Origin of the sequence: Metabacillus sp. KUDC1714, from assembly GCF_014217835.1 — a bacterium.
GTDB lineage: Bacteria > Bacillota > Bacilli > Bacillales > Bacillaceae > Metabacillus > Metabacillus rhizosphaerae.
Genome location: NZ_CP055263.1, coordinates 1,868,669 through 1,890,929, shown reverse-complemented (window position 1 = coordinate 1,890,929; position 22,261 = coordinate 1,868,669). Strand labels below are relative to the sequence as shown.

General features: G+C 36.0%; 17 protein-coding genes. 14 read left to right on the top strand and 3 right to left on the bottom strand.

Translation table 11 applies throughout. From position 1 onward, the window contains the following. The first annotated feature begins 432 nt into the window (after positions 1-432). Positions 433-1,644: a NupC/NupG family nucleoside CNT transporter gene (locus tag HUW50_RS08885; RefSeq protein WP_185653850.1), complete on the top strand. Its 1,212-nt coding sequence runs from the start codon at positions 433-435 to the stop codon at positions 1,642-1,644. Positions 1,645-1,710: 66 nt separating this feature from the next. On the opposite strand, the gene HUW50_RS08880 is transcribed toward HUW50_RS08885, so the two are convergent. Next, positions 1,711-3,171, bottom strand: coding sequence for a DHA2 family efflux MFS transporter permease subunit (locus HUW50_RS08880; protein WP_396652625.1), 1,461 nt, complete (start codon positions 3,169-3,171; stop codon positions 1,711-1,713). Positions 3,172-3,763: 592 nt separating this feature from the next. Here HUW50_RS08880 and HUW50_RS08875 point away from each other — a divergent pair. Beyond that, positions 3,764-4,123 (top strand): DUF488 domain-containing protein, encoded by a 360-nt coding sequence (locus HUW50_RS08875; RefSeq protein ID WP_066338528.1) that lies wholly within the window; start codon positions 3,764-3,766, stop codon positions 4,121-4,123. Between the two features lie 44 nt (positions 4,124-4,167). On the opposite strand, the gene HUW50_RS08870 is transcribed toward HUW50_RS08875, so the two are convergent. Further along, entirely contained in the window at positions 4,168-5,862 is a 1,695-nt protein-coding gene (locus tag HUW50_RS08870; RefSeq protein ID WP_066338515.1) for a methyl-accepting chemotaxis protein, read from the bottom strand. A gap of 221 nt (positions 5,863-6,083) precedes the next feature. On the opposite strand from HUW50_RS08870, the gene sigY reads away from it, so the two are divergent. The 6 genes from sigY (at position 6,084) to HUW50_RS08840 (ending at position 10,271) form a co-directional block, all read left to right on the top strand. Further along, positions 6,084-6,614 carry an RNA polymerase sigma factor SigY gene (gene sigY / locus HUW50_RS08865; RefSeq protein WP_066338512.1) on the top strand — a complete coding sequence of 177 codons (531 nt, stop codon included), beginning with the start codon at positions 6,084-6,086 and terminating at the stop codon, positions 6,612-6,614. Continuing rightward, a complete protein-coding gene (locus tag HUW50_RS08860; RefSeq protein ID WP_066338509.1) occupies positions 6,614-6,946 on the top strand; it encodes a YxlC family protein in 333 nt (110 codons plus the stop codon). Before sigY ends, HUW50_RS08860 begins: the two co-directional genes overlap by 1 nt. A 2-nt stretch (positions 6,947-6,948) precedes the next feature. Then, on the top strand, positions 6,949-7,155 hold the full coding sequence (locus tag HUW50_RS08855; protein WP_066338822.1) for a transcriptional regulator: 207 nt from the start codon (positions 6,949-6,951) through the stop codon (positions 7,153-7,155). A gap of 242 nt (positions 7,156-7,397) precedes the next feature. Next, positions 7,398-8,300 carry an ABC transporter ATP-binding protein gene (locus HUW50_RS08850; protein WP_066338490.1) on the top strand — a complete coding sequence of 301 codons (903 nt, stop codon included), beginning with the start codon at positions 7,398-7,400 and terminating at the stop codon, positions 8,298-8,300. A gap of 9 nt (positions 8,301-8,309) precedes the next feature. Then, the gene (locus HUW50_RS08845; RefSeq protein WP_185653848.1) at positions 8,310-9,122 is read left to right on the top strand and encodes an ABC transporter permease subunit; all 813 of its coding nucleotides are present in this window, start codon (positions 8,310-8,312) and stop codon (positions 9,120-9,122) included. 222 nt (positions 9,123-9,344) lie between these two features. Then, on the top strand, positions 9,345-10,271 hold the full coding sequence (locus HUW50_RS08840; protein WP_066338485.1) for a 1,4-dihydroxy-2-naphthoate polyprenyltransferase: 927 nt from the start codon (positions 9,345-9,347) through the stop codon (positions 10,269-10,271). 116 nt (positions 10,272-10,387) lie between these two features. Here the strand turns inward: HUW50_RS08840 and HUW50_RS08835 are convergent, their stop codons facing one another. Next, positions 10,388-11,881: a peptide MFS transporter gene (locus HUW50_RS08835; protein WP_066338478.1), complete on the bottom strand. Its 1,494-nt coding sequence runs from the start codon at positions 11,879-11,881 to the stop codon at positions 10,388-10,390. A gap of 304 nt (positions 11,882-12,185) precedes the next feature. Between HUW50_RS08835 and HUW50_RS08830 the strand changes: the two genes are divergently transcribed. The 6 genes from HUW50_RS08830 (at position 12,186) to HUW50_RS08805 (ending at position 22,256) form a co-directional block, all read left to right on the top strand. Further along, complete coding sequence (locus tag HUW50_RS08830; protein ID WP_066338476.1) at positions 12,186-14,009, top strand: sigma-54-dependent Fis family transcriptional regulator; 1,824 nt, start codon at positions 12,186-12,188, stop codon at positions 14,007-14,009. A 149-nt stretch (positions 14,010-14,158) separates the two neighbouring features. After that, on the top strand, positions 14,159-15,355 hold the full coding sequence (locus HUW50_RS08825) for an iron-containing alcohol dehydrogenase (RefSeq protein WP_066338466.1): 1,197 nt from the start codon (positions 14,159-14,161) through the stop codon (positions 15,353-15,355). 29 nt (positions 15,356-15,384) lie between these two features. Then, positions 15,385-16,734 carry a GntP family permease gene (locus HUW50_RS08820; RefSeq protein ID WP_066338464.1) on the top strand — a complete coding sequence of 450 codons (1,350 nt, stop codon included), beginning with the start codon at positions 15,385-15,387 and terminating at the stop codon, positions 16,732-16,734. Between the two features lie 42 nt (positions 16,735-16,776). Beyond that, complete coding sequence (locus HUW50_RS08815) at positions 16,777-18,234, top strand: CoA-acylating methylmalonate-semialdehyde dehydrogenase (RefSeq protein WP_066338462.1); 1,458 nt, start codon at positions 16,777-16,779, stop codon at positions 18,232-18,234. A gap of 500 nt (positions 18,235-18,734) precedes the next feature. Further along, a complete protein-coding gene (locus tag HUW50_RS08810) occupies positions 18,735-19,574 on the top strand; it encodes an oxidoreductase (RefSeq protein WP_066338461.1) in 840 nt (279 codons plus the stop codon). Between the two features lie 1,494 nt (positions 19,575-21,068). Then, the gene (locus tag HUW50_RS08805; RefSeq protein WP_066338454.1) at positions 21,069-22,256 is read left to right on the top strand and encodes a ParM/StbA family protein; all 1,188 of its coding nucleotides are present in this window, start codon (positions 21,069-21,071) and stop codon (positions 22,254-22,256) included. Positions 22,257-22,261 lie beyond the last annotated feature (5 nt).

The window sequence follows — 22,261 nt, the reverse complement described above, 5'->3', positions numbered from 1 at the left end:
TACTTATAACGTTGGGTTAGTTTTTTTGTATTTAGGTCTGTTAATGCTCACTATTGATTTTGGTACGTTGTTGATTGGAGTGAATGATTACAGCGGAAATCAACAACCAAGTTTAACGGTGCCTTGTATTTAAATTTGTTCCTTAGATACTCAATTAATGATAAAAGACTAGTTTAGAAATAAAAATCATTTCGGTAAATAAAAAGGACTTTGTTCTTTTTATGAATGTACTGCTTTATACAGGTAAATATAATACATAAGTATGATTTTGGTGTTTTCTTAATGGATTCACAAAACATCCATTTATATTTCAAGTAGGGTTTGGTAAGATCAAATGGTTGTCTGATGACCGACAACTAAATCCTATTAAGTAATGGTAAGCACTTATTCTTAGTACTTAACCAAATTTGATACATCTAAGAGGTGACAATAATGAATTTATTATGGGGAATATTCGGTATTTTAGTTGTTTTGTGTATTGCATTTCTTTTATCCAATGGAAAGAAAGCGATTAATTTTAGAACTATAATTGGTGGCTTAGCGATCCAGATTATTTTTGCATTTATCGTGTTGAAGTGGGAAGCGGGAAGAACTGGGCTGGAGTGGTTCACTTTAAGGGTCCAGGATATTATTAATTATGCAAATGAAGGAATTTCATTTCTTTTTGGTCCACTTGCAAGTGGCGGAGAATTTGGGGTAGTATTCGCTTTTCAAGTGTTAACAGTAATTATTTTCTTTTCATCATTAATTTCAGTCTTATATTATTTAGGCATTATGCAATGGTTTATAAAAATCATTGGTGGTGGTTTATCAAAGCTTCTAGGCACGAGTCAGTCAGAATCAATATCAGCGGCAGCAAATATTTTTGTTGGTCAAACGGAAGCACCACTTGTTATCCGACCATATTTAGCTAAAATGACGAAGTCTGAACTTTTTGCAGTAATGACGGGTGGACTTGCTTCTGTCGCAGGGTCTGTACTTGTTGGTTATGCACTTTTAGGTGTACCACTTGAATATCTACTTGCTGCAAGCTTTATGGCGGCACCTGCAGGATTAATTATGGCAAAAATAATGATGCCAGAGACAGAGCGATCATCCGACTCAGGTTTTGAAATCTCCAAAGATACAGATTCAGTAAATGTTATTGATGCAGCAGCTCGTGGTGCAAGCGACGGGTTAAAGCTTGCATTAAATGTTGGAGCGATGTTATTAGCATTTATTGCATTAATTGCTTTAGTTAATGGGATTTTAAGCGGTATAGGTGGAATATTTGGTTTTGAAACACTATCACTTGAGGGAATTTTAGGAATCCTGTTCTCTCCGATTGCTTTTGCTGTGGGTGTACCTTGGTCAGAAGCAGTTACCGCAGGTAGCTTTATTGGACAAAAGTTAGTATTAAATGAGTTTGTTGCTTATTCAGCATTTGCACCACAAATCGACCAATTGTCTGATAAAACAGTAATGGTTGTAAGCTTTGCACTATGTGGCTTTGCAAATCTAAGTTCTATGGCAATTCTTCTTGGTGGCTTAGGTGAACTAGCACCAAATCGCCGCCCTGATATTGCAAGATTAGGTCTCCGTGCAGTAGCAGCAGGAATGTTAGCTTCCTTATTAAGTGCAGCAATAGCAGGTATGTTTATTTAAAGGAAAAGGGTAACCCCAAAAGTCTCTGTTTAAGACTTTTTGGGGTTACCCTTTTTTCAGTGAATCCTAACCTTCATTTAGTGCCACCTTTTGTGGTCTTTTTTCTTTAACCACTTCTTGCTTTTCGTCTTCTTCTGCTGGTCCCACTCTCTTAATAAAGAATGCAAGGATTACAGCTATTAATGATAAGTAAGTTGCCACGACAAATGCATCATTGATTCCTTGGATAGTTGCTTCTTTTAAAATATATCCCATTTGCTCTGTAGCTTCAGGTGTTACACCAGCTGCTGTTGCCATTTCAGTTGCGTGTTTCTCTGTCTGGTTGGACATCACTGTAACAAGAAAGGCTGTACCAAGTGCACCGGAAATTTGCTTAAATGTGTTAGACATAGCTGTTCCATGTGCATTTAATCGTTGTGGAAGCTGATTTAACCCTGCTGTCATAATTGGCATCATTAACATTGACATACCGAACATACGAGCAGTATATATGACTAATAAAAATGTATATGTGGTCGAATCTGTCAGTTCACTGAATTCCCATGTTGTAACGGTAGTGATTGCTAAACCAATAACAGAGAGCCATCTTGCACCAACTTTATCAAAAATCCACCCTGTAATCGGAGACATAATTCCCATTAAAATCGCCCCAGGCAACAATAGCAACCCTGATTCAAGTGGCGTAAATCCGCGGATATTTTGTAAATAAATTGGCACTAGAATCATTCCAGCAAACATGGCCATTGTGATTATGGCATTAATGATCGTTGTAAGTGTAAACATATTATATCGAAACACTCTAAATTCCAACATAGGATTTTTTACAGTCATTTGACGCCAAATAAATAAGGAAAGAGTAATAATACCAATAATAATGGCTGAAATGACTTCTACACTAGTCCAACCTGAGTTACCAGCACTACTAAATCCATATAATAATCCTCCGAAACCTAATGTAGAAAGAATGATTCCCGTAATATCAATCTTAGGATATGTTTGTTTCGTTACATTTTTGAGAAAGACTATAGCTATAAGAAAATCGATAATAGCAATTGGTAATACGATATAGAATAATACTCTCCATGAATAATTTTGGACAATCCAACCTGAAAGTGTTGGACCAATAGCAGGTGCAAAGGTCATCGCTAATCCTATTAGCCCCATGGCTTGACCGCGCTTGGCAATTGGGAAGATTGTTAATATAACGATCATTAATAATGGCATAAGTATCCCTGCACCTGCTGCCTGCACAACTCTCCCAGTTAAAAGAATTGTGAAATCAGGGGCAATCGCACAAATGAACGTACCAGCTGAAAATAACCCCATTGAGGTCAAAAAGAGCTGTCTCGTCGTAAATCGTTCAATCAAAAAGGCTGTAACAGGGATTAACACTCCATTCACAAGCATATATCCTGTCGTTAACCACTGTGCTGTATTTGCAGACATATCCAAGTCTTTCATCATTTCTGGTAAGGCCACATTCATTAACGTTTGGTTTAAAATAGCTACAAATGAACCTAAAAGCATAACTGTAAGAATGGCGCCCTTTTTTATTTGCTGGCCAGAAACGTTCGCATCGTTGGTCATTTTTTTATCCTCTCCTTTAAGTATATTTTTAAAAAGAATGAAATGGTGTAGTTAGCAATATTTGTACTAGCATCTTCAATATGTTTTTACATTTTCTTCATAAATATGTTGAAAACTTCTATTGCTTAGCCTTTTCTTATCGTTTAAGAAATGAAAATTCTTGTACTATGGATAACGCTGTGGCATCCAACACCAGTGCCTAGTAGCGCGTTGTGTATTTTACTAAACATGCGTACAGAGCTTCAATGAAGGGTTATGTACATTACTCGTGACTTCAACCATTTACCTTAGTTAATATTTCGTGGTACGAAATATTAACGATTCTACATTATACGCTGCTTTGAATAGAAGTCAACACCCTAAATGAATATGTGGAAACTTGAGGAATGTTATAAAGAAATCAAGTTTCTCAAACAAATACAATAAATATAGCTTTTTTATGGGAAAATAATTGTACAGTCTCGCTTGAATTTAGTTCTAAAGTTAAAGGTAGATAGTAAAGTAACAAAATAAATAAAGGAGTTATTATAGTATGCCAGTTACAATCAAACGTATTTATGATGAAGTGGGTAAAGATGATGGTGTCCGTGTGCTTGTAGATAGATTATGGCCAAGAGGTCTTTCAAAGGAAAAAGTAAAAGTTGACTGTTGGATGGAACAAGTAGCTCCATCAACTCAATTGCGTAAGTGGTTTCATCATGATCCGGAAAAATTTTGTGAATTTAAGGAGAGATATAAAGAGGAGCTAATGAATGAAAAAGAAAAAGGATTACAACTAGAAGAATTAAAGAGTCTAGTAGCAGAGTATAGAAATGTAACATTAATTTATTCTGCAAAAGATCAGAGGCATAATCAAGCAGTGGTTTTAAAGGAAATTTTAGAAAGGCAATAAAAAGAAGATGACAGTGCTAAGTCATCTTCTTTCGCAATATTTAATTATAGTTTAAATCTATTTACAATCGTATTTAATTGATTAGACATTTTATTAATGACAGTTGAACGGAATGCAACCTCTTCTATAGAAGCAGTTGTTTCTTCTGTTGCAGCTGATACCTCTTGTGCATTCATAGACATATGTTCATTCGCTTCTTCTAGATGAATGACAAGCTGAACAATTTGTTCGGATGTATTCGCCTCATCATGTGTCAAGGAAGAGAGTCCTTTGATCTCTTCAACTATGTTTTTCACGGCAAATCTAATGTTTTCAAGTGCTTCTCCTGTTTCATTTACAGTTTGTTCCCCCTGTTCGACATGTTTACGACTTTCTTCAATGCATCCTACTGTATTTGTAATGCTTGTTGTGATTTTTGAAACGAGCTTATCCACTTCTGAAGCTTCCTTATTTGATTGCTCAGCTAATTTTCGAACTTCATCAGCAACGACAGCAAACCCTTTTCCATGCTCGCCTGCACGTGCTGCTTCAATTGTTGCATTAAGCGCTAAGAGGTTTGTTTGTGAAGCAATGGTTGTGATTGCTTCTGTAATTTGTTGAATTTCCGTTGTATAGGTGCTTAGTGTTCCAATGATTTGCTGTGTATCAAGAGTTGATTTTTTGATAACATTCATCCGTTCTACAATTTCATGTACCTTTTGTATCCCTTGCTGTGCGGTTGTCATTGTATGTTCAGCACTTTCAACACTAATGTCAGCCTTCTCTTTAGATGAATGAATGAGCTTTGATAATGTCATTAAAGCATTTGAAGCCTCTGTTGTCATTTCTGCACTCTTTGAGGTTCTAGAGGCAACCTCATCCATATTTGTTGATACGTGGCCAAGCGCTAGGCTTATTTCATTCATTGATAGAGATGTATCACTTACATTTGAAACGAGATCATTTGAAGTAGTCTTTATTGTTGAAATAATCTCTCTTAAATTAGTAGACATTTCTTCAAGGTTTTGAGCCAAATCTCCTACTTCATCTTTGCTTGTAATATTATTTTCGTATACGGTAATATCGCCATTTGCAATCATTCTTGTCCGTTCAATCAGTATAGAGATTGGCTTTGTCTTTTTTCTAATAAGATACAATGTAAAGATAGCAGCGATTATTAACGGAATAAACCCTAATAATAGGCCATCCTTTACAACAGTCCATGTCCGTTCTTTAACAATATCCGCATTAAAATCAATAACACTAATGGCTATTATTTCTTTAGAAGGATCATGATCTTTAAAGATAGGCGCATACCCTGAAATTCGCTTCATTCCACCAAACTCATAGATTTCTGAGTAAGTAGAATGTTTCATTTCAATTAACATTTGAATGGCTTCTTTATCCGTTTGAAATTGATCGCCAACAGAGAACCCTTGTTTTATTAAATGGTCATCAAGAGCAAGTATTTCCCCATCTAAGCTAAGGATATATTGACTCTCAAAGATTTCTTTGTGATTAACTGTCCAGTTTAACTTTTTTCCAATTTCTATAGTGCGTTCACCATTTAGCAAATCTTCTAGATCCCTTGCTTCTAATAGACCTGTTGTAATATTTGCACATCCATAAGCCTCAACCCCGGCTGCTTCATATAGACTATTATAAGCTGTATTATATGTTGTAATAGAAGTAATGATTAATGTTGAAAAAATAACACCAATAATGATTAATCCTAATCTCCATGTTAGAGTTCTCTTCATAGCTAGCCTAGCCCCTTAAAAAAGATTTATTTATTTATCATACTTTTTACCCAGTGGTAAAGATGTGACTTTTATCACGTTTATTTTAAAGATTTTAGTTAGCTGTTTTAGATGTATCATAGGTTATGTGAATTTATTATGAAAAAATAATTTAAAATGAACGATTAAAGGAATCCAAACGTCAAATAGATAGAACAAACAGAAAGGGGGCTTGTCATCGATTGGATCAGGTAGAAGAGAGCAAACTAGTTAACGACGCAAAACGTGGGGACGATGAGGCGTTTACGGAACTGTTTCAGATGAATTATAGGTTCTTATATAAATATTTAATTAAACTAACCCTTCACCCTGATCAGGCGGAGGATCTTATTCAAGAAACAATGCTAAAGGCATATGTCCACCTTCAAAGCTTTAAGGGAGAATCAAAATATTCAACATGGCTTATTTCCATAGCATCTAGGTTATTTATTGATCAAAAACGAAAGGAAGTAAGAGATAAAAGGCGTTATGAAAAAGTTAGGGATGACGTAAAACAAAAAATGAAATGGAATGTCATGATAAATGGACAGGAATGGACGATCTATCTGGAGTTGTTTGCAAGACTAGAACCAGATATTCGTACTCCTATTTTACTAAGACATTACTATGGATTCACATATCCAGAAATTGCAAAGATGCTCAATCTTAAAGAAGGAACAGTGAAAACTCGTGTTCACAATGGACTAAAGCGAATAAGAAAGGAGTTGTGGTGATGAAAGAGAACAATGAAGATGAATGGATCAGCCATTTAGTTGGGGATTTGCAAAAGGTAGAGGCAATGCAAGAACCGGAAATTCCTGAAGCTGATCAATTAATGCATTCTATAAAGACATTTAAAGCTGAACGGAAAAAAGCTTATAAACGGGAAATGATAGCATTTTTAGTAACAGCTCTACTTATTCTAATTTCATATTCAACAATTGCCTTTAAAATGATGACAGTTTTTATATGGATTCAAGGGTTTGCATTGCTCTTAATTCCGATTATTTTTAAGCTTGAAAAAAAACGAAGAATGAAGCGCCGAAATGAGGTGACCATGTTTTGACAATGGATACTGAAGTATTAGTGGTGATTTTTCTTGTAGCACCTATCCTTCTTACTCAGGGTATTCTTTTATTTATAGATGCAAAGAAAAAGGGGGCATACTCCTGGTTTTGGGGAATATGGGGATTGATCCAATTTCCATGGCCGAGTTTGTTTTATTATTTCTTTGTGATTAGACCATATCGAAAAAGGATCAGTAGGATTGAATGATACTAATGTTAGAAATCGAAAGATAGTGATGTAATATGGATAAAATTCATGGTCTAAAAAAATACCCCCTACTTTAGGATAAATCCAATTGTAGGGGGTATTTTATATTAGGTTTATAAATGATTGTGTATCGACTCCTCTATCCTAGTCTGAATAAGGCAGCGAACATTTCCTATTTATAAAAACGATAGTTAGGTTCGTATCGTCATATAAGCATAAGAGGAAAAGTGGAGGTGTAACAGTTGATAACTGTAAACAATATTCATAAGCATTTTGGTTCACAGGCTGTATTATCAGGGATGAGTTTCACGGTGAAGAAAGGGAGTATTGTTGGGCTACTGGGCCCAAATGGCTCTGGGAAAACGACGATGATCAGGCTGTTGAACGGTGTAATTCAGCCGGAGCAAGGAACTATGGAAATTAACGGGTTTAACCCTTTAAATGATGGAAATGTAATCCGTCAAATGAGTGGTATTGTCACAGAGGGTGCAGGACTCTATCACGAAATGAGCGGGGAAGATAATCTATTATTTTTCTCGCAAATTTATGGAGTCAGGAAAGCGGTAAAACGAGTGAATGAATTGCTTAAAGACTTTGATCTTTATGCCCATCGTAAAAAGAAAGTTGGAACATATAGCACAGGAATGAAGAAGCGACTTGCATTAGCGAAAGCATTGCTTCATAAGCCGAAGCTTTTATTTCTGGACGAACCAACAAACGGCCTTGATCCTGATGGAATAAGGGATGTTATGAAGTATTTAACAAAACTGAATAAAACGGAGCAAATAACAATAATAATTTGTTCTCATGTTCTTCGGCAGTTGGAGGATATTTGCCACTCATATGTATTTATGGAGAAGGGAACTGTACTAGCACAGGGAACGAGGCAACAATTAGAGAAAGACTTTTTAACAGACATTTTGTTAAGGGTAGAAACAGGACTCAAATTGGATTCAACTGCATATTTTGGGTACCCAGCAGAACGAGTGAATGAAACTGCAATTATCTTTACTCTTCCTTCAAAAAATGAGATATCACCTTTATTAAATGAGATCTTAAAGGAAACCTGGATACATTCAACAACCATTGAAAATATAAGCTTGGAGTCAATTTACTTTGAAGTGAGGAGGAGGAACAATGAATAAAGGAATGGTGTGGATCATTGCAAAAAAGATATAAAATCGATCCTTGCAATTAAGCAGATATTACTTCCAATGTTGATTTTACCAATAATGCTATGTGTTATAATGCCAGGTATTCTTGTTTATCTTCTTCAATCTAATAATCTTTCATTTCTAAACGAGATTGATCAAATGATGAGTTTAGTAGGGACAATACCAGGGGATGATGGGGAGTTAATAAGGAGTCTTCCGACTAAAGAGGGACAGGCGATTTATTTATTCGTAAATTACATGCTTCCGTCTATGTATCTGCTTGTACCAGTTATTACTTCGATGATGATAGCTGCCAACAGTTTTGTCGGAGAAAAAGAGAGACGGACATTAGAAAGCTTGTTATTTGCTCCAATTGGGATCAAGGATTTGTTTATTGGTAAAATGCTTGCAGCCTTTATCCCATCGATGAGTATTTCGCTTGGAGGTTTTCTATTATGCTCATGTTTCATTAATATCCTTACTTATGGTCAATTTGAGCGTTTTCTCTTTTTGACGGTGGATTGGCTGTTGTTTGTTTGTTGGATTGTTCCTTCACTTACAGCACTGACGATATTACTTAATGTTCTTATATCTGCACGGGTAAAGGGTTTTCAAGAAGCACAACAAATAGGAGGGGCTACGGTCTTGCCAATTATCGGTCTATTACTTAGTCAGGTAAGCGGGTTATTTTTTTTCAATCCAACGATTATCCTTTTAATTGGTTTCACTCTCATTGTTTTATGCGTCTTTTTATTGTACAGAATTGCAAAAATGAATGAACGTCACATCCTTTTTGAAAAGCAGGTACATTGAAAAGATAGGATATAGATCAGTAAAAAAGATTACATTATTAAAGAGTATCTGTAGTTGCAGATGCTCTTTTTCATTGCTTGGGAAATTAATCATGTATAATGTTTATGTATGAATTAATGAACATCTAGAGAAGTTTTAGTTAATTGAATAAACCAGTAATTAAATAGTACGTATATTTAGTTATAACTAGATGAAAAGGACTTTTTAGAAAGGAAGTTTTATGTGGAGACAAAAAATGGTAATCGAAAAGAATCATTAAGTAGAGGTAAAATTTTGTGGCAATTAACCCGTCCTCATACATTAACCGCATCATTTGTACCAGTATTAATTGGTACAGTTTTAGCTATGTTTTATATAGACCTTGATGCAAGTCTTTTTGTAACAATGCTCTTATCTTGTTTATGGCTCCAAATTGCTACAAATCTGTTTAATGAATATTATGATTTCAAACGTGGATTAGACACTGAGGACTCTGTTGGAATTGGTGGTGCCATCGTACGTCACGGAATGAAGCCGAAAACGGTTTTAAAGCTGGCATTGGGTTCATATGGAATTGCTCTATTATTAGGTATATATATATGTATGAACAGTAGCTGGTGGTTAGCTCTTATTGGAGGAATAGGTATGTTAATAGGCTATTTATATACCGGTGGTCCTTTGCCTATCGCATATACTCCATTTGGAGAACTCTTGTCAGGACTTTGTATGGGGTCAATCTTTATTTTAATTTCCTTCTATATTCAAACAGGTACTCTTAATGTTCAAAGTATCCTTTTATCTATTCCAATCGGAATTTTAGTAGGGGCAATTAATTTATCAAATAATATTAGAGATATCGAAGAAGACATTAAAGGAGGAAGAAGGACGTTAGCTATTTTAATTGGGAGAAAAAAGGCCGTTTATTTACTAGGAGCAATGTTTTTAGTTTCATATGTTTGGGTTACTGGGTTAGTACTAGTTGAATTTGTGAGTCCTTGGCTATTACTTGTTTTTCTAAGCTTTCCTAAGCCAGTTCAAGCATTAAAGGGCTTTTTGGCAGGTGCTCATTCTCCTGCACAGATGATATTAGCAATGAAGGCAACTGCCCAGACAAATACTGTATTTGGAATCCTTTTATCAATCGGGTTATGTATTAGTTACGTTATATAACTGTTGTTATCATGATCAATGGAAATAAAAAACCCCCCGGAACCTTGTGTAACTGGATATTCACACAGGATTCCGGAGGATATAAGCGAATGCTCGTAACGAACAAGCAATAAAATTTAACGTACACCTTTCATAAAGCCCTGAATTTTAGGTGATAGGGCAAAAAGAAGGATGCTGAGAAGAATTGCTACTCCTCCAATGACACCAAAGTAAACCATTTCTGTTTCAGGTGTATAGAATTTAACAATTTGTGCATTAATGGCCTGTGCAGCAGCATTTGATAAGAACCATAAACTCATCGTCTGAGCTGAGAATGCTGCAGGTGCTAATTTTGTAGTAGCTGAAAGTCCTACTGGTGATAAGCATAGTTCTCCAAGTACGACAATGAAATAGCTAAGAACAAGCCATAATGGGTTGACTAATGAATCTGAACCCGTCAAGTATCCTGGCAACAGGATGACAAGGAATGACAAACCTGCAAATAATAATCCTAATGAGAACTTCTTAGGAACAGAGGGCTGGCGATTTCCTAGTTTCACCCAAAGCCAAGCAAATACTGGCGCTAAAATGATAATAAATAACGGATTTAATGATTGGAACCATGCAGGAGAAATTGTAAAGCCTGCGAACTCTAAATCTGTACGTTTATCAGCATAATGGGCAAGAATGGTTGAGCCTTGTTCTTGAATCGCCCAGAACATAACAGAAGCAATAAATAGCGGAATATAAGCTAGTATCCTAGATCGCTCTACTGCTGTTGTTTTAGGACTACGGTACATAACAAAGAAATAGATTGTTGGGATAAGAATACCCAAAATTCCTATAAGTGCTATAAAGGTTTCAAATGTTAAAATGCCTAGTGGAATTGTAACAGCAATTAAGATAGCTATAAGTACAGTAGCTAGTCCAAAAATAGAATAGACTTTTTTCTTTTCAGTTTGTGAAAGTGGATTTGCTACAACAGTACCCGCAAGGCCAAGATTTTTTTTCTTTGTAAAAATGAAGACTAATAAACCTAAAAACATACCAACAGCAGCAATAGCAAAGCCTAAGTGGAAATTATGCTTCAATCCTACTTCTCCTACAATTAATGGAGCCAGGAAACCTCCAAGGTTAATCCCCATATAGAATATGCTAAACCCAGCATCGCGACGGTTGTCTTCTTCACTGTAAATCTCACCTACAACACTTGAAACGTTTGGCTTCAATAGCCCTGTACCAAGTACAATAAGAACCATAGAGACAAAAAACATGGTTACGCTTCCAGGAATTGCCAATACGATATGGCCAAACATGATCAATATTCCACCGTAAAATATAGCCTTGGACGTACCGAATATTCTGTCCGCAAGCCAACCACCAATTATTCCGGACATATACACTAGTGATCCATAGATCGACATGATGGCAAGAGCCATATTTTCATCTAGACCTAATCCACCCTTTGATACTTCATAGTACATATAAAATACAAGAATTGCTCTCATTCCATAATATGAGAAACGCTCCCAAAACTCAGTAAAGAAAAGAGTGAATAATCCTTTAGGATGTCCAAAAAATCCTTTTTGAGGAACACTTGCCACAATTTTCTGTTTATTTAAGTCTGACATCATACAACCTCCTTTATTCTTCTACTATAATACTTTTATGGGTTGATGTTGTCAAAAAATAATTATTTCGTTTAAATTACTGAATTTTTTAGATTGATTAGGTATTTTGGCATATTAATGATATTTTTTTAGAATAATAGGAACATTGCCTATGTTACCAATTGTTTGAGAAGTTTTGCTATAATAATAAAAAGTAGAATTAAAGATACCTCTTATATTTCTCTTTTTGAAACCGCTTTAAATATTATCGTTACTGTCAATACGGTGCAAGCAGTACAATTTACTTATGAAATGAGGGATGTATATGGCTATACATGATCTAATCCATAAAGGCAGAGACGAATTGAATCTCGAAAATTTACTTCAGGTAAAAAACTGGATGACGCCAAGTCCCTTTTGTATTAAGGAAGGTCAAACATTAAGGGAAGCAGCGGAGATGATGATAGAGAATAGGGTAGACGGTCTTCCAATTGTTACTGAAGATCTTCAATTCATTGGTATCGTAACATTGAGACAGGCGCTTTATTATTTTGTAAATGGACAAGAGAATGAATTAGTTGAAAGTAGTATATTAAAGCGAAATTATGCTGTTATTAATCAATTTGACTCAATTTTTAGTGTTTTTTCAATGCCATATAACCAATTACCTGTCATCGATACCTCTGGAATGCTCATTGGCATTTTGACAAAGAGAGATATTCTAGATGGTTTTTCAAAGTATATTTATAGGCTGCAACAAAAGCAAAATAGTGCAGAGGTACTGAATGTTATCTTAGAGAGTGCATATGAAGGAATTGCAGTTGTTGACGAGAATGGTATTTTACAAGAATTTAACGAGGCTTATAGTCGTTTTACAGGAATAAGAAGAGATGATGCAATTGGTCGGCATGTTACGGAAGTCATCGATAATACCAATCTTCATTTAACAGTAAAAACAGCCATTCCTGAACGAGGTGTTGTCCAAAACATACAAGGACAAGATATGGTTGTTCATCGCATTCCTATTATTAAAGATGGAAAAGTTGTTGGTGCAATAGGGATGCTCATTTTTGAAGGAGTTACAGAGATATATAAAATTTATGAACGCTTACAGGAGAATCATATTAAAGATCAAACTGAAGAAAGGCCATTTACCTTAAATAAAGAACAAGATAGTCGTATGACACTTGATCAAATAATTGGTGTAAGTGATGCGATGACAACAGTTAAAAGGTTAGCAAGAAGGGCTGCAAGGACGGCAGCAACGGTCTTAATTACAGGAGAAAGTGGTACAGGGAAAGAAATGTTTGCCAAAAGCATACACCATTTAAGTCCGTTTGCAACAGGGCCGTTTATAAGTGTGAATTGTGGAGCGATCCCTGAGCATTTATTTGAATCAGAGTTATTTGGATATGAAGAAGGTGCCTTTTCCGGGGCAAAGAAGGGTGGAAAACCAGGGAAATTTGAATTGGCTGATAATGGGACGATTTTTTTAGATGAAATAGGTGAGATGCCGTTAATGATGCAAACAAAACTTTTACGTGTTTTACAAGAGAGAGAAGCGGAACGCGTTGGAGGTATTAAAAAATATCAAATAAATGTAAGAATTATTACAGCCACGAACCGGAACCTCAAGGAGATGGTAGACAAAGGAGAATTTCGTGAGGATTTGTTCTATCGACTTAACATTATTCACTTACATATCCCCGCTCTTCGCGAACGGAGGCAAGATATACCGATCCTTCTTTCATATTATATAAAAGAAATTTGTGATAAATACAGGATAAAAACAAAATCCTTCACACAGGAAGCTATTTCGGCATTTATGCAATATGAATGGAGAGGTAATATTCGTGAAATGCTGAACTCAATCGAGAGTCTTGTTACTCTAGTAGATGGACCTATTATTGAGTTAATGCATTTGTCTGAATCTATGAGAGGGTTTGAAAAGGGTGTAATTGAAGAAAGGAAGCCTTTAATTAGTAAGGGATTAATGGAAGAGGCAAAAATGTATGAGAACGAACGAGAAAAGGAATTGATTATTAAGGCGTTGAAAACTGCTGGTGGGAATAAATCAAAAACTGCTGAACTATTAGGCATTCATCGAACAACGCTTTATCAAAAGTTAAAAAAATATAATGTTACTTGATTGTAGTGTAGTGATATCACTACAAAATAACTACAGTTGTAGTGTGTTTACTACAGTTTTTGTAGGTTATATGTTAATTTTACAAGATGATAAAGTTGGCACACTTCTTGCTTTGTATATGTATATAGAAAAAAGGAGTGATTAGCCAAGTGGATAAATTTGCTGTTTTTCGTACACCACAAACAATTTTATACGGGCGGGAAGCTTTTAAAAATGTAGGAACAGAAAGTGCACTTAGAGGGGAAAAGGCACTCATTGTTAGTGATAAAGTGATGAATCAGCTCGGGCTTGTAAGTCAATGTCAAAGCTACCTTCAAAAAGAGGGAGTGAATAGTGAGATTTATTTAGGTGTTGATTCTGAACCGACAGATCAATATGTCGCTGAATCTTTAGAGCTATTAAAAAAGAAAAAATGTGATGTTGTGATTTCTATTGGTGGAGGGAGCTGTATTGATACTGCGAAAGCAATTGCTGTCTTAGCTACAAATGATGGATATATTGGTGATTATAGGGCAAATAAAAAAATTGTAGAGAACACACCAATTCCACATATCGCAATTCCAACAACAGCTGGAACTGGTTCAGAAGCAACAGATGTAACTGTAATAACCAGTACATTAAATGACGTGAAAATGATGATTAAGCAGCCTGCATTTATGCCAGATGTAGCGATTGTAGATCCATTATTGACCATTACATCTCCACAGCATATTACAGCAGCTACAGGAGTAGATGCTCTGAGCCATGCGATTGAGGCGTACCTTTCGAAACGTGCTCATCCAATGACAGACACAATTGCGTTATCTGCTATGAAGTTATTAGTAGAAAATATTTTAACCGCTTACAATAATGGGGAAGATCTTGATGCTCGTGAGGCAATGAGTTTAGGGTCACTACAAGCGGGTATGGCGTTTACAAATGCCTCGGTATGCCTTGTCCATGGTATGTCCAGACCTATCGGTGCATTATTTCATGTCCCACATGGATATTCAAATGCAATGCTTTTACCTGCAGTTTTAGAATTTAGTAAAGAAGCTTGCATTAACCGATTAGCTGATCTAGGGCGTATATTTAAGCCTAACAGTATCAATCTAACAAATGAAGAGGCAGCAGAAATAGCCGTTACTTCAGTTAAAAATCTTTGTTTGCAATTAAATATTCCAAACCTTAAAGGTTGGGGAATTGAACGTGGAGCATTTGAGAGTGTTGTTGGTAAGATGGCAGTAGATGCCTTAGATAGCGGAAGTCCAGCTAATAACCCTAGAGTTCCAACTCAAGTAGAATTGGAAGAACTCTATCATAATTGCTTTGATTACCAATTCACAAGTGAAGAAAAGGTTATGTAAATGTAGTTCAGGGGACAGGGGGAAATTAAATGATTGGAATGCTAGGATTGATAGCTTCACTCATACTACTAATCTATTTAACAATGAGGGGTATTAATATCATAATTGCTGCTATATTTAGCGCAATATTGGTTGCGCTTACAGGTGGTTTGAACCTAGAAACTGCCTTGACTGAGCATTATATGACAGGATTCACATCCTATTTTGCATCGTGGTTTTTAATTTTCTTATTAGGAGCCATTTTTGGTAAAATCATGCAGGCAACTCGGGCAGCAGATAGCATTGCAAATTGGGTAAAGAATACTCTCGGACCTTCACGAGCGGTGTTTGCAGTGGTTGCAGCTGCAGCAATTATGACGTACGGAGGAGTTAGTTTATTTGTAGTTGGCTTTGCCGTATACCCAATTGCGGTTTCTTTATTTAAAGTAGCAAATTTGCCACATCGATTTATTCCAGTTGCTTTAGTATTCGGATCAATATCCTTTACGATGACAGCTCCTGGTTCTCCTGAGATCCAAAATTTGATTCCTACTGAGTTCTTTGGGACAAAACCGACTGCGGGTGGCGTTATTGGTGTAATCATGGCGCTACTTATTATGGTTGTTGGTGGATGGTGGTTAGGGAGAATGGTTAAAAAGGCTGTTCAAAATGGAGAGGTTTTCTCCCTGCCAAATGATACATCGTCAAAAACAGCAGATGAAATGGCAGCAAGTATAGAATTTGAGGCACAAAGGCCAGAAACGGGATCTATAGATAAAAAATATCCAAATATTATATTTGCGGTGTTACCATTAGTTACCGTAATTGCAATGCTTAATACGATTTCTAACTTTACATCTTCAACAGGAGCTGCATTAATTTCGTTAGCTACCGGAATTCTTATGGCCTGTGTATTAATGTTTAACTTTTTACAAGAGTTCTGGGGTGCACTTGCCAAAGGTGCCCAAGATGCTTTGGTTGCAGTAGGGAATACGTGTGCTGTAGTTGGGTTTGGAAGTGTTGCCGCACAAGTTACCGCGTTTGATACTGTCGTTGATACTTTAGTTAATATACCTGGACCACCATTAATGGGATTAGCGATCGCAGTAACTCTTATTTGTGGAATAACAGGATCAGCTTCTGGTGGATTAGGAATTGCATTGCCAATATTGTCGCCGATATATTTAGCACAAGGACTTGATCCAGGTGCAATGCACCGAATTTCTGCGTTGGCATCTGGAGGACTTGACTCACTACCACATAATGGATATGTTGTGACAACGATAAGAGCTATATGCGGGGAAACGCATAAACGCTCGTATGGACCAATTTTTATGCTAAGTGTAGTACTACCAACAATTGTATTGGTTTTAGCGGTTATTTTATATTCAATATTCTAAAAAATATTTTTTTATGGAGCATGATAAGAGAGGGGAATTTTTATGACAACAACAACTACGCAAGTTTTAAAGAATTATATTAATGGTGAATGGATTGACGCTAAAACAGATGATTATCAAATTGTATCTAATCCTGCTACTGGTGAGGAATTAGCACAAGTACCAATCTCTACAAAAGAAGATGTAGATGCCGGTGTTAAGGCGGCGAAGGAAGCATTCAAATTGTGGAGTAAAACACCTGTTCCAAAACGTGCACGTATTCTATTTAAATATCAACAATTATTAGTAGATAACTGGGATGATCTCGCTAGATTAATTACATTAGAAAACGGAAAAAGCTTTAAGGAAGCTCATGGAGAGGTCCTAAGGGGAATTGAGTGTGTAGAATTTGCTGCTGGGGCCCCGTCATTAATGATGGGAAAACAGCTACCAGACATTGCTACAAATATTGAATCTGGTATGTATCGTTATCCTGTTGGAGTAATTGGTGGAATAACACCATTTAACTTCCCGATGATGGTTCCTTGCTGGATGTTCCCATTGGCAATTGCGATGGGTAATACATTTGTTTTAAAGCCTTCTGAAAGAACACCATTATTAGCGAATCGATTGGCAGATTTATTTAAAGAAGCTGGATTACCAGATGGTGTACTAAATATCATTCATGGAGCTCACGATGTTGTAAATGGACTACTTGATCATAAGGATGTTCCAGCTATCTCATTTGTTGGTTCACAGCCTGTAGCAGAATATATCTATAAATCAGCTTCAGCAAATGGAAAGCGCGTTCAAGCTTTAGCTGGTGCAAAGAATCACTCAATTGTTATGCCAGATGCCAATTTAGATACGGCAGTAAAGGAGATTATTGCTGCCGCCTATGGCTCGGCAGGTGAGAGGTGTATGGCATGTTCAGTTGTAGTAGCTGTTGACGATGTTGTTGAACCTCTAATTCAAAAGCTTAATCAAAAGGCAGATGAAATTAAAATTGGCAACGGTCTTGAAGAAGATGTATTTTTAGGACCAGTCATTCGCGAAGATCATAAAAAAAGGACAGTTAGCTATATTGAAAGTGGAGTAAACGAAGGTGCAACACTCGTTCGGGATGGGCGTAAAGATGAGGCATACCATGGAAATGGATACTTTATTGGACCAACAATCTTTGATAACGTTAACCCTTCAATGAAAATTTGGAAGGATGAGATTTTTGCTCCAGTGCTTTCAATTGTACGTGTTAAGAGTCTTGAAGAGGCAATTGAGTTAACGAATCAATCTGATTTCGGAAATGGAGCATGCCTATTCACGATTAATGGCAGTAATGTACGTTACTTTAGAGAAAACATCGAAGTTGGTATGCTTGGTGTCAATATTGGAGTACCTGCACCTATGGCCTTCTTCCCATTCTCTGGCTGGAAAAATTCCTTCTACGGAGATCTCCATGCGAATGGATCAGATGGTGTTGAATTTTATACAAGACGTAAAATGCTAACTGCTCGATGGTAGATAGGTATAGACACTGTTTAAAGTTAGGTATAACTTCCTAAAAGTAAGCACTCCCAGGTCGCATTATGACTTGGGGGTGTTTTTGTTAGGCTGTTTTCGCAAACTTTGTAGCTATTTACCAGGTAATGCGACGTGGTTGATTTCCGCTTCAGATGCTCGCTTTCCGCGGGGCGGGCGGTGAGCCTCCTCGGCGTAAACGCCTGCATGAGTCTCACCTGTCCCGCTACTCCCGCAGGAGTCTCGCAATCCGCTCCAATCAACCTGAATTAGTTTTTGTCTTAAAAGCAACAATCTTTTAGAAAAGAGCCTTTTGTTATCATAAAATGTTAGTAATTGATGTTGTCTAGTTCAATTTCCATGTAATAGAAGAGGATGGTATTCTAACACTAATAGATAAACGTAAAAAGTTAAGAAGGACTTTAATTGTCATCATTTAGTATGGAAAGGTCAGACTAAAATTCATTATATTGAATTGTAAATGGGGTAGAGGGGGAGAGCGTATGGAAAATCAAATTGCAGTTGTTACGGGGGCTTCAAGCGGCTTTGGTTTGTTAACATCGTTGGAGTTAGCCCAAAAAGGTTTTCACGTTATTGCAACAATGCGTGATATGAAAAAAGGTTTACCTTTAGTCAATCAGGCGGAACGTCTTGGAGTGAAAGATAGAATCCAATTATTTGAGTTAGATGTTACATCAAATCATTCAATTACTAATTGGAAGACCTTTATGGAGGAACTTGGAAGGATTGATATCCTAGTTAATAATGCAGGTTATGCTGGTGCAGGCTTTGTAGAAGAGATACCAGTAGAAGAATATCGGGAACAATTTGAGACCAATGTATTTGGGGTTATCGGTGTCACTCAAGCAGTTCTCTCTATGATGAGAAAACAACGTAAGGGAAGAATCATAACTATTAGTAGTATAAGTGGTAGAGTTGGATTCCCAGGCTTGTCACCATATGTATCCTCGAAACATGCGTTAGAAGGCTGGAGTGAATCGCTTCGACTAGAGATGAAGCCATTTGGAATTGACGTTGTAATTATAGAACCGGGTTCATTTCAAACGAATATTTGGTCATCAGGTAAACGGGTAACGGAGAATTCGTTAAAAATAGATTCACCTTACTATGGAAAAATGAAAAAGCTTGAACAGCATATTGAAAAAGGGACAAACAAATTTGGTGACCCAGTACTAGTTGCTAAATTAATTGCCGGTATTGCCCTAAAGAAAAAAACGAGCTTAAGGTATATGGTAGGGGAGGGGGTTAAAGTCTCTGTTATCTTGAAATTTATTCTCCCTTGGAGACTTTGGGAAAAGCTGCTATTAAAGCAATTAAAGTGATTATATTTTAGATAATAGCAAAAGAAGTTAATCAAATCACTATAGGTAATCTTAAGTATAGCAGTGAGTCAATCTTATTATAGGAAACAATATTAGTTGAGTTGAACTTAAAGGATATAAGCAGTATTTCCATGTGTAAAGCATCCGAAAAACCGGTGTTTGCAATTTTGTATACAAGTAAACAAAATGTAACCGTATTGTATACAGAAGTGTAAACATGTGTACATACCCGTACACATGTTGGTATTGTTGAATGTATACATTTTCTGATGATTTGTTTACAAAAATGTATACGTGTACACCTTTTTGTAAACAAATCACGCAACAATGTTTTCTTGTTTAACGAAAACTTAATGTATTCTCTTCATTTTAAGGGGTTATAAAGTTTGATATAGGGTTTTGTATGAAGGTATTTGCGAGGGATTATTTAAGTTTTGTAACTATCCTACTTCCAATATTACGTTGCACTAACATGCATAATATTAGAGTAGACTTGAAATCTGAATTTGACAAAGTTTCACTTTATTTTAGGGCTCTTTTAAATTTGGCTGTTCATTTCCGTTGCAGGTGTTCCATTTTCCGCGGGAGTTCACGCTTCCCCTCCCGCAGGATTCTCAAGTATCAATTTCAATTAACAAAGTGCCAAAATCAAAAGTGAGCATTATCAGAGTCTGTTTTAAAGATTGTATACATATTAGTTGAATTGCTGTTAGAAGTAGTGGTGTCAAATTTAATCGAACAACTTGTCAGTTCCTCTTTCTGTCATACGGCAAATTGAATTCATGTTATTAAGGAATACTTCTTTTAAGAAATCAGAAAGTAATATATTTTGTTCTTTGTTTTAGTGTTGAGCTTCAAATATCTACTGAACTTCTCATATCTTCTTAGGTTAACTTTAGCCAACAATGAATCGTTTAAGAACTTCATGTTTACTATAGCCGACATTAACGCACGGAAAAACCCACTCTAGCTAGTACGAATCGATTGAAAGAGTGGGTGGGGGATAACTTGTACGTAAAAGCTTAGCAATTCTAACTTTATTTCATATGAAGCTTTGGTTCATAATACTTCGACAAATGGAATTTCTGCTTTCTTAAAAATTCTTGGTCAAATCTATAATATATTAGATAAGTCTAGCATCCTTAAAAAACAATAGAATCATTTAATTAGCGACATTATTTGCATATGGGCAAAAAGAAAGAGAAAACCGTGTCGAAAGGAAAGGGATAATAGAGGTTTACGTCGATGTATACATGTATACGAAATGTTTTCTTTTTGATTACAATTACGTATACGTGTATACAAACCTGTAAACTCATTGAAATATAAGGATGTAAACACATTTGTTTATTTGTATACAAACTTGAAAACTTGTTTTCTAGTTGAACACAACTAAAGTAATATTGACGATTATCTTCCCCTGCTTTACCCTTGAATTAAATAGATAAAGTTTATTCATATTCTTTATTTATTTTATATGAAAGGAATGATTGGATGAGTATTAGTAGAATTGCAGCAATAGACGTTGGAAATGATTGCGTAAAAGCATTATTTGGAAAATTAGATTTTAACTTGTACATACCAAATGTAATTGCAAGAGATACAGAAGATCGACCAGTCATTGGAATCGAAGAATTAAACGAAAAAGATCCTTTGGATGGTATTCACATTCGAGTTCACTCCCCTGCTTTAAAAGAAAATAATGTCATTTATCGTGTTGGGAATTTAGCAACAAAAAGTGACAATCCAAATGAACTTGATCCAGGTAGCAGTAAATCAGAAGAAGATCAGACTTTAGTTATGCTTTTTGCCTCTTTAGCATTAGACGCAGTGAGAGAAAAAAATTCTGAGATTTTCAAAAAAACAGGCAATGTAATTGATGCAAGTTACACGCTTGGAACTGGTTTACCTCTACGTGAAGTGAAAGAAGGTAAGGATGTAGGCTATCGCTCACAGCTATTAAGCTCTGTTCATCAAGTTGAATTTTTAGTAACCCCTAAATATCAAGGTATTAAAGTAAATATAAAGTTTGATGAAGTAAAGGTTTATCCAGAAGGATTTGCAGCGTATATCAATCTTGTAATGGATAATGAGTTAAATATTATTAACCGTGATCTTATTGATAAAAGAATCCTTATCCAAGATATTGGGGGATTATCAACAGATGTTGCTGTTATTAAAAATCGCAATGTAGATGATGATAAAGCTCAAGGGTTTAATATTGGAGTCTCTGAAGCCCTTGAATCGATAAGAGAAGAAATCCGTACAAAACATGGAGTAGAGTTAGATAGTCGTAGAGATGTTGTTGAAATCATCACACGGAAAAACGACCGAAACCATATCATGGTTAAAGGAAGTCGGACAAGTGTTCATGATATTACAGATCGTATTCTTTTAGAGTTGGCTAAGAAGCAATATCGCCACTTACGCAATGTATGGCAGAAAAATTCCCAAACGGAGATCTGTTACTTCATTGGCGGTGGAGCAATGGTATTAAAAGACTATATTAAAATGTTAAATAATAGTTTAGATGGTTATAACATTGAGTTTTTTGAAGACGAAAAAGAAAGCATTTGGATGATGGCAAATGCTTACTATAAATTAATTTCAGATTATGCAAGAAAGAATAATAATATAAACACAAATGCAAAAAAGGTAGAGAAACAACCAGTACAAAAATAGGGTGA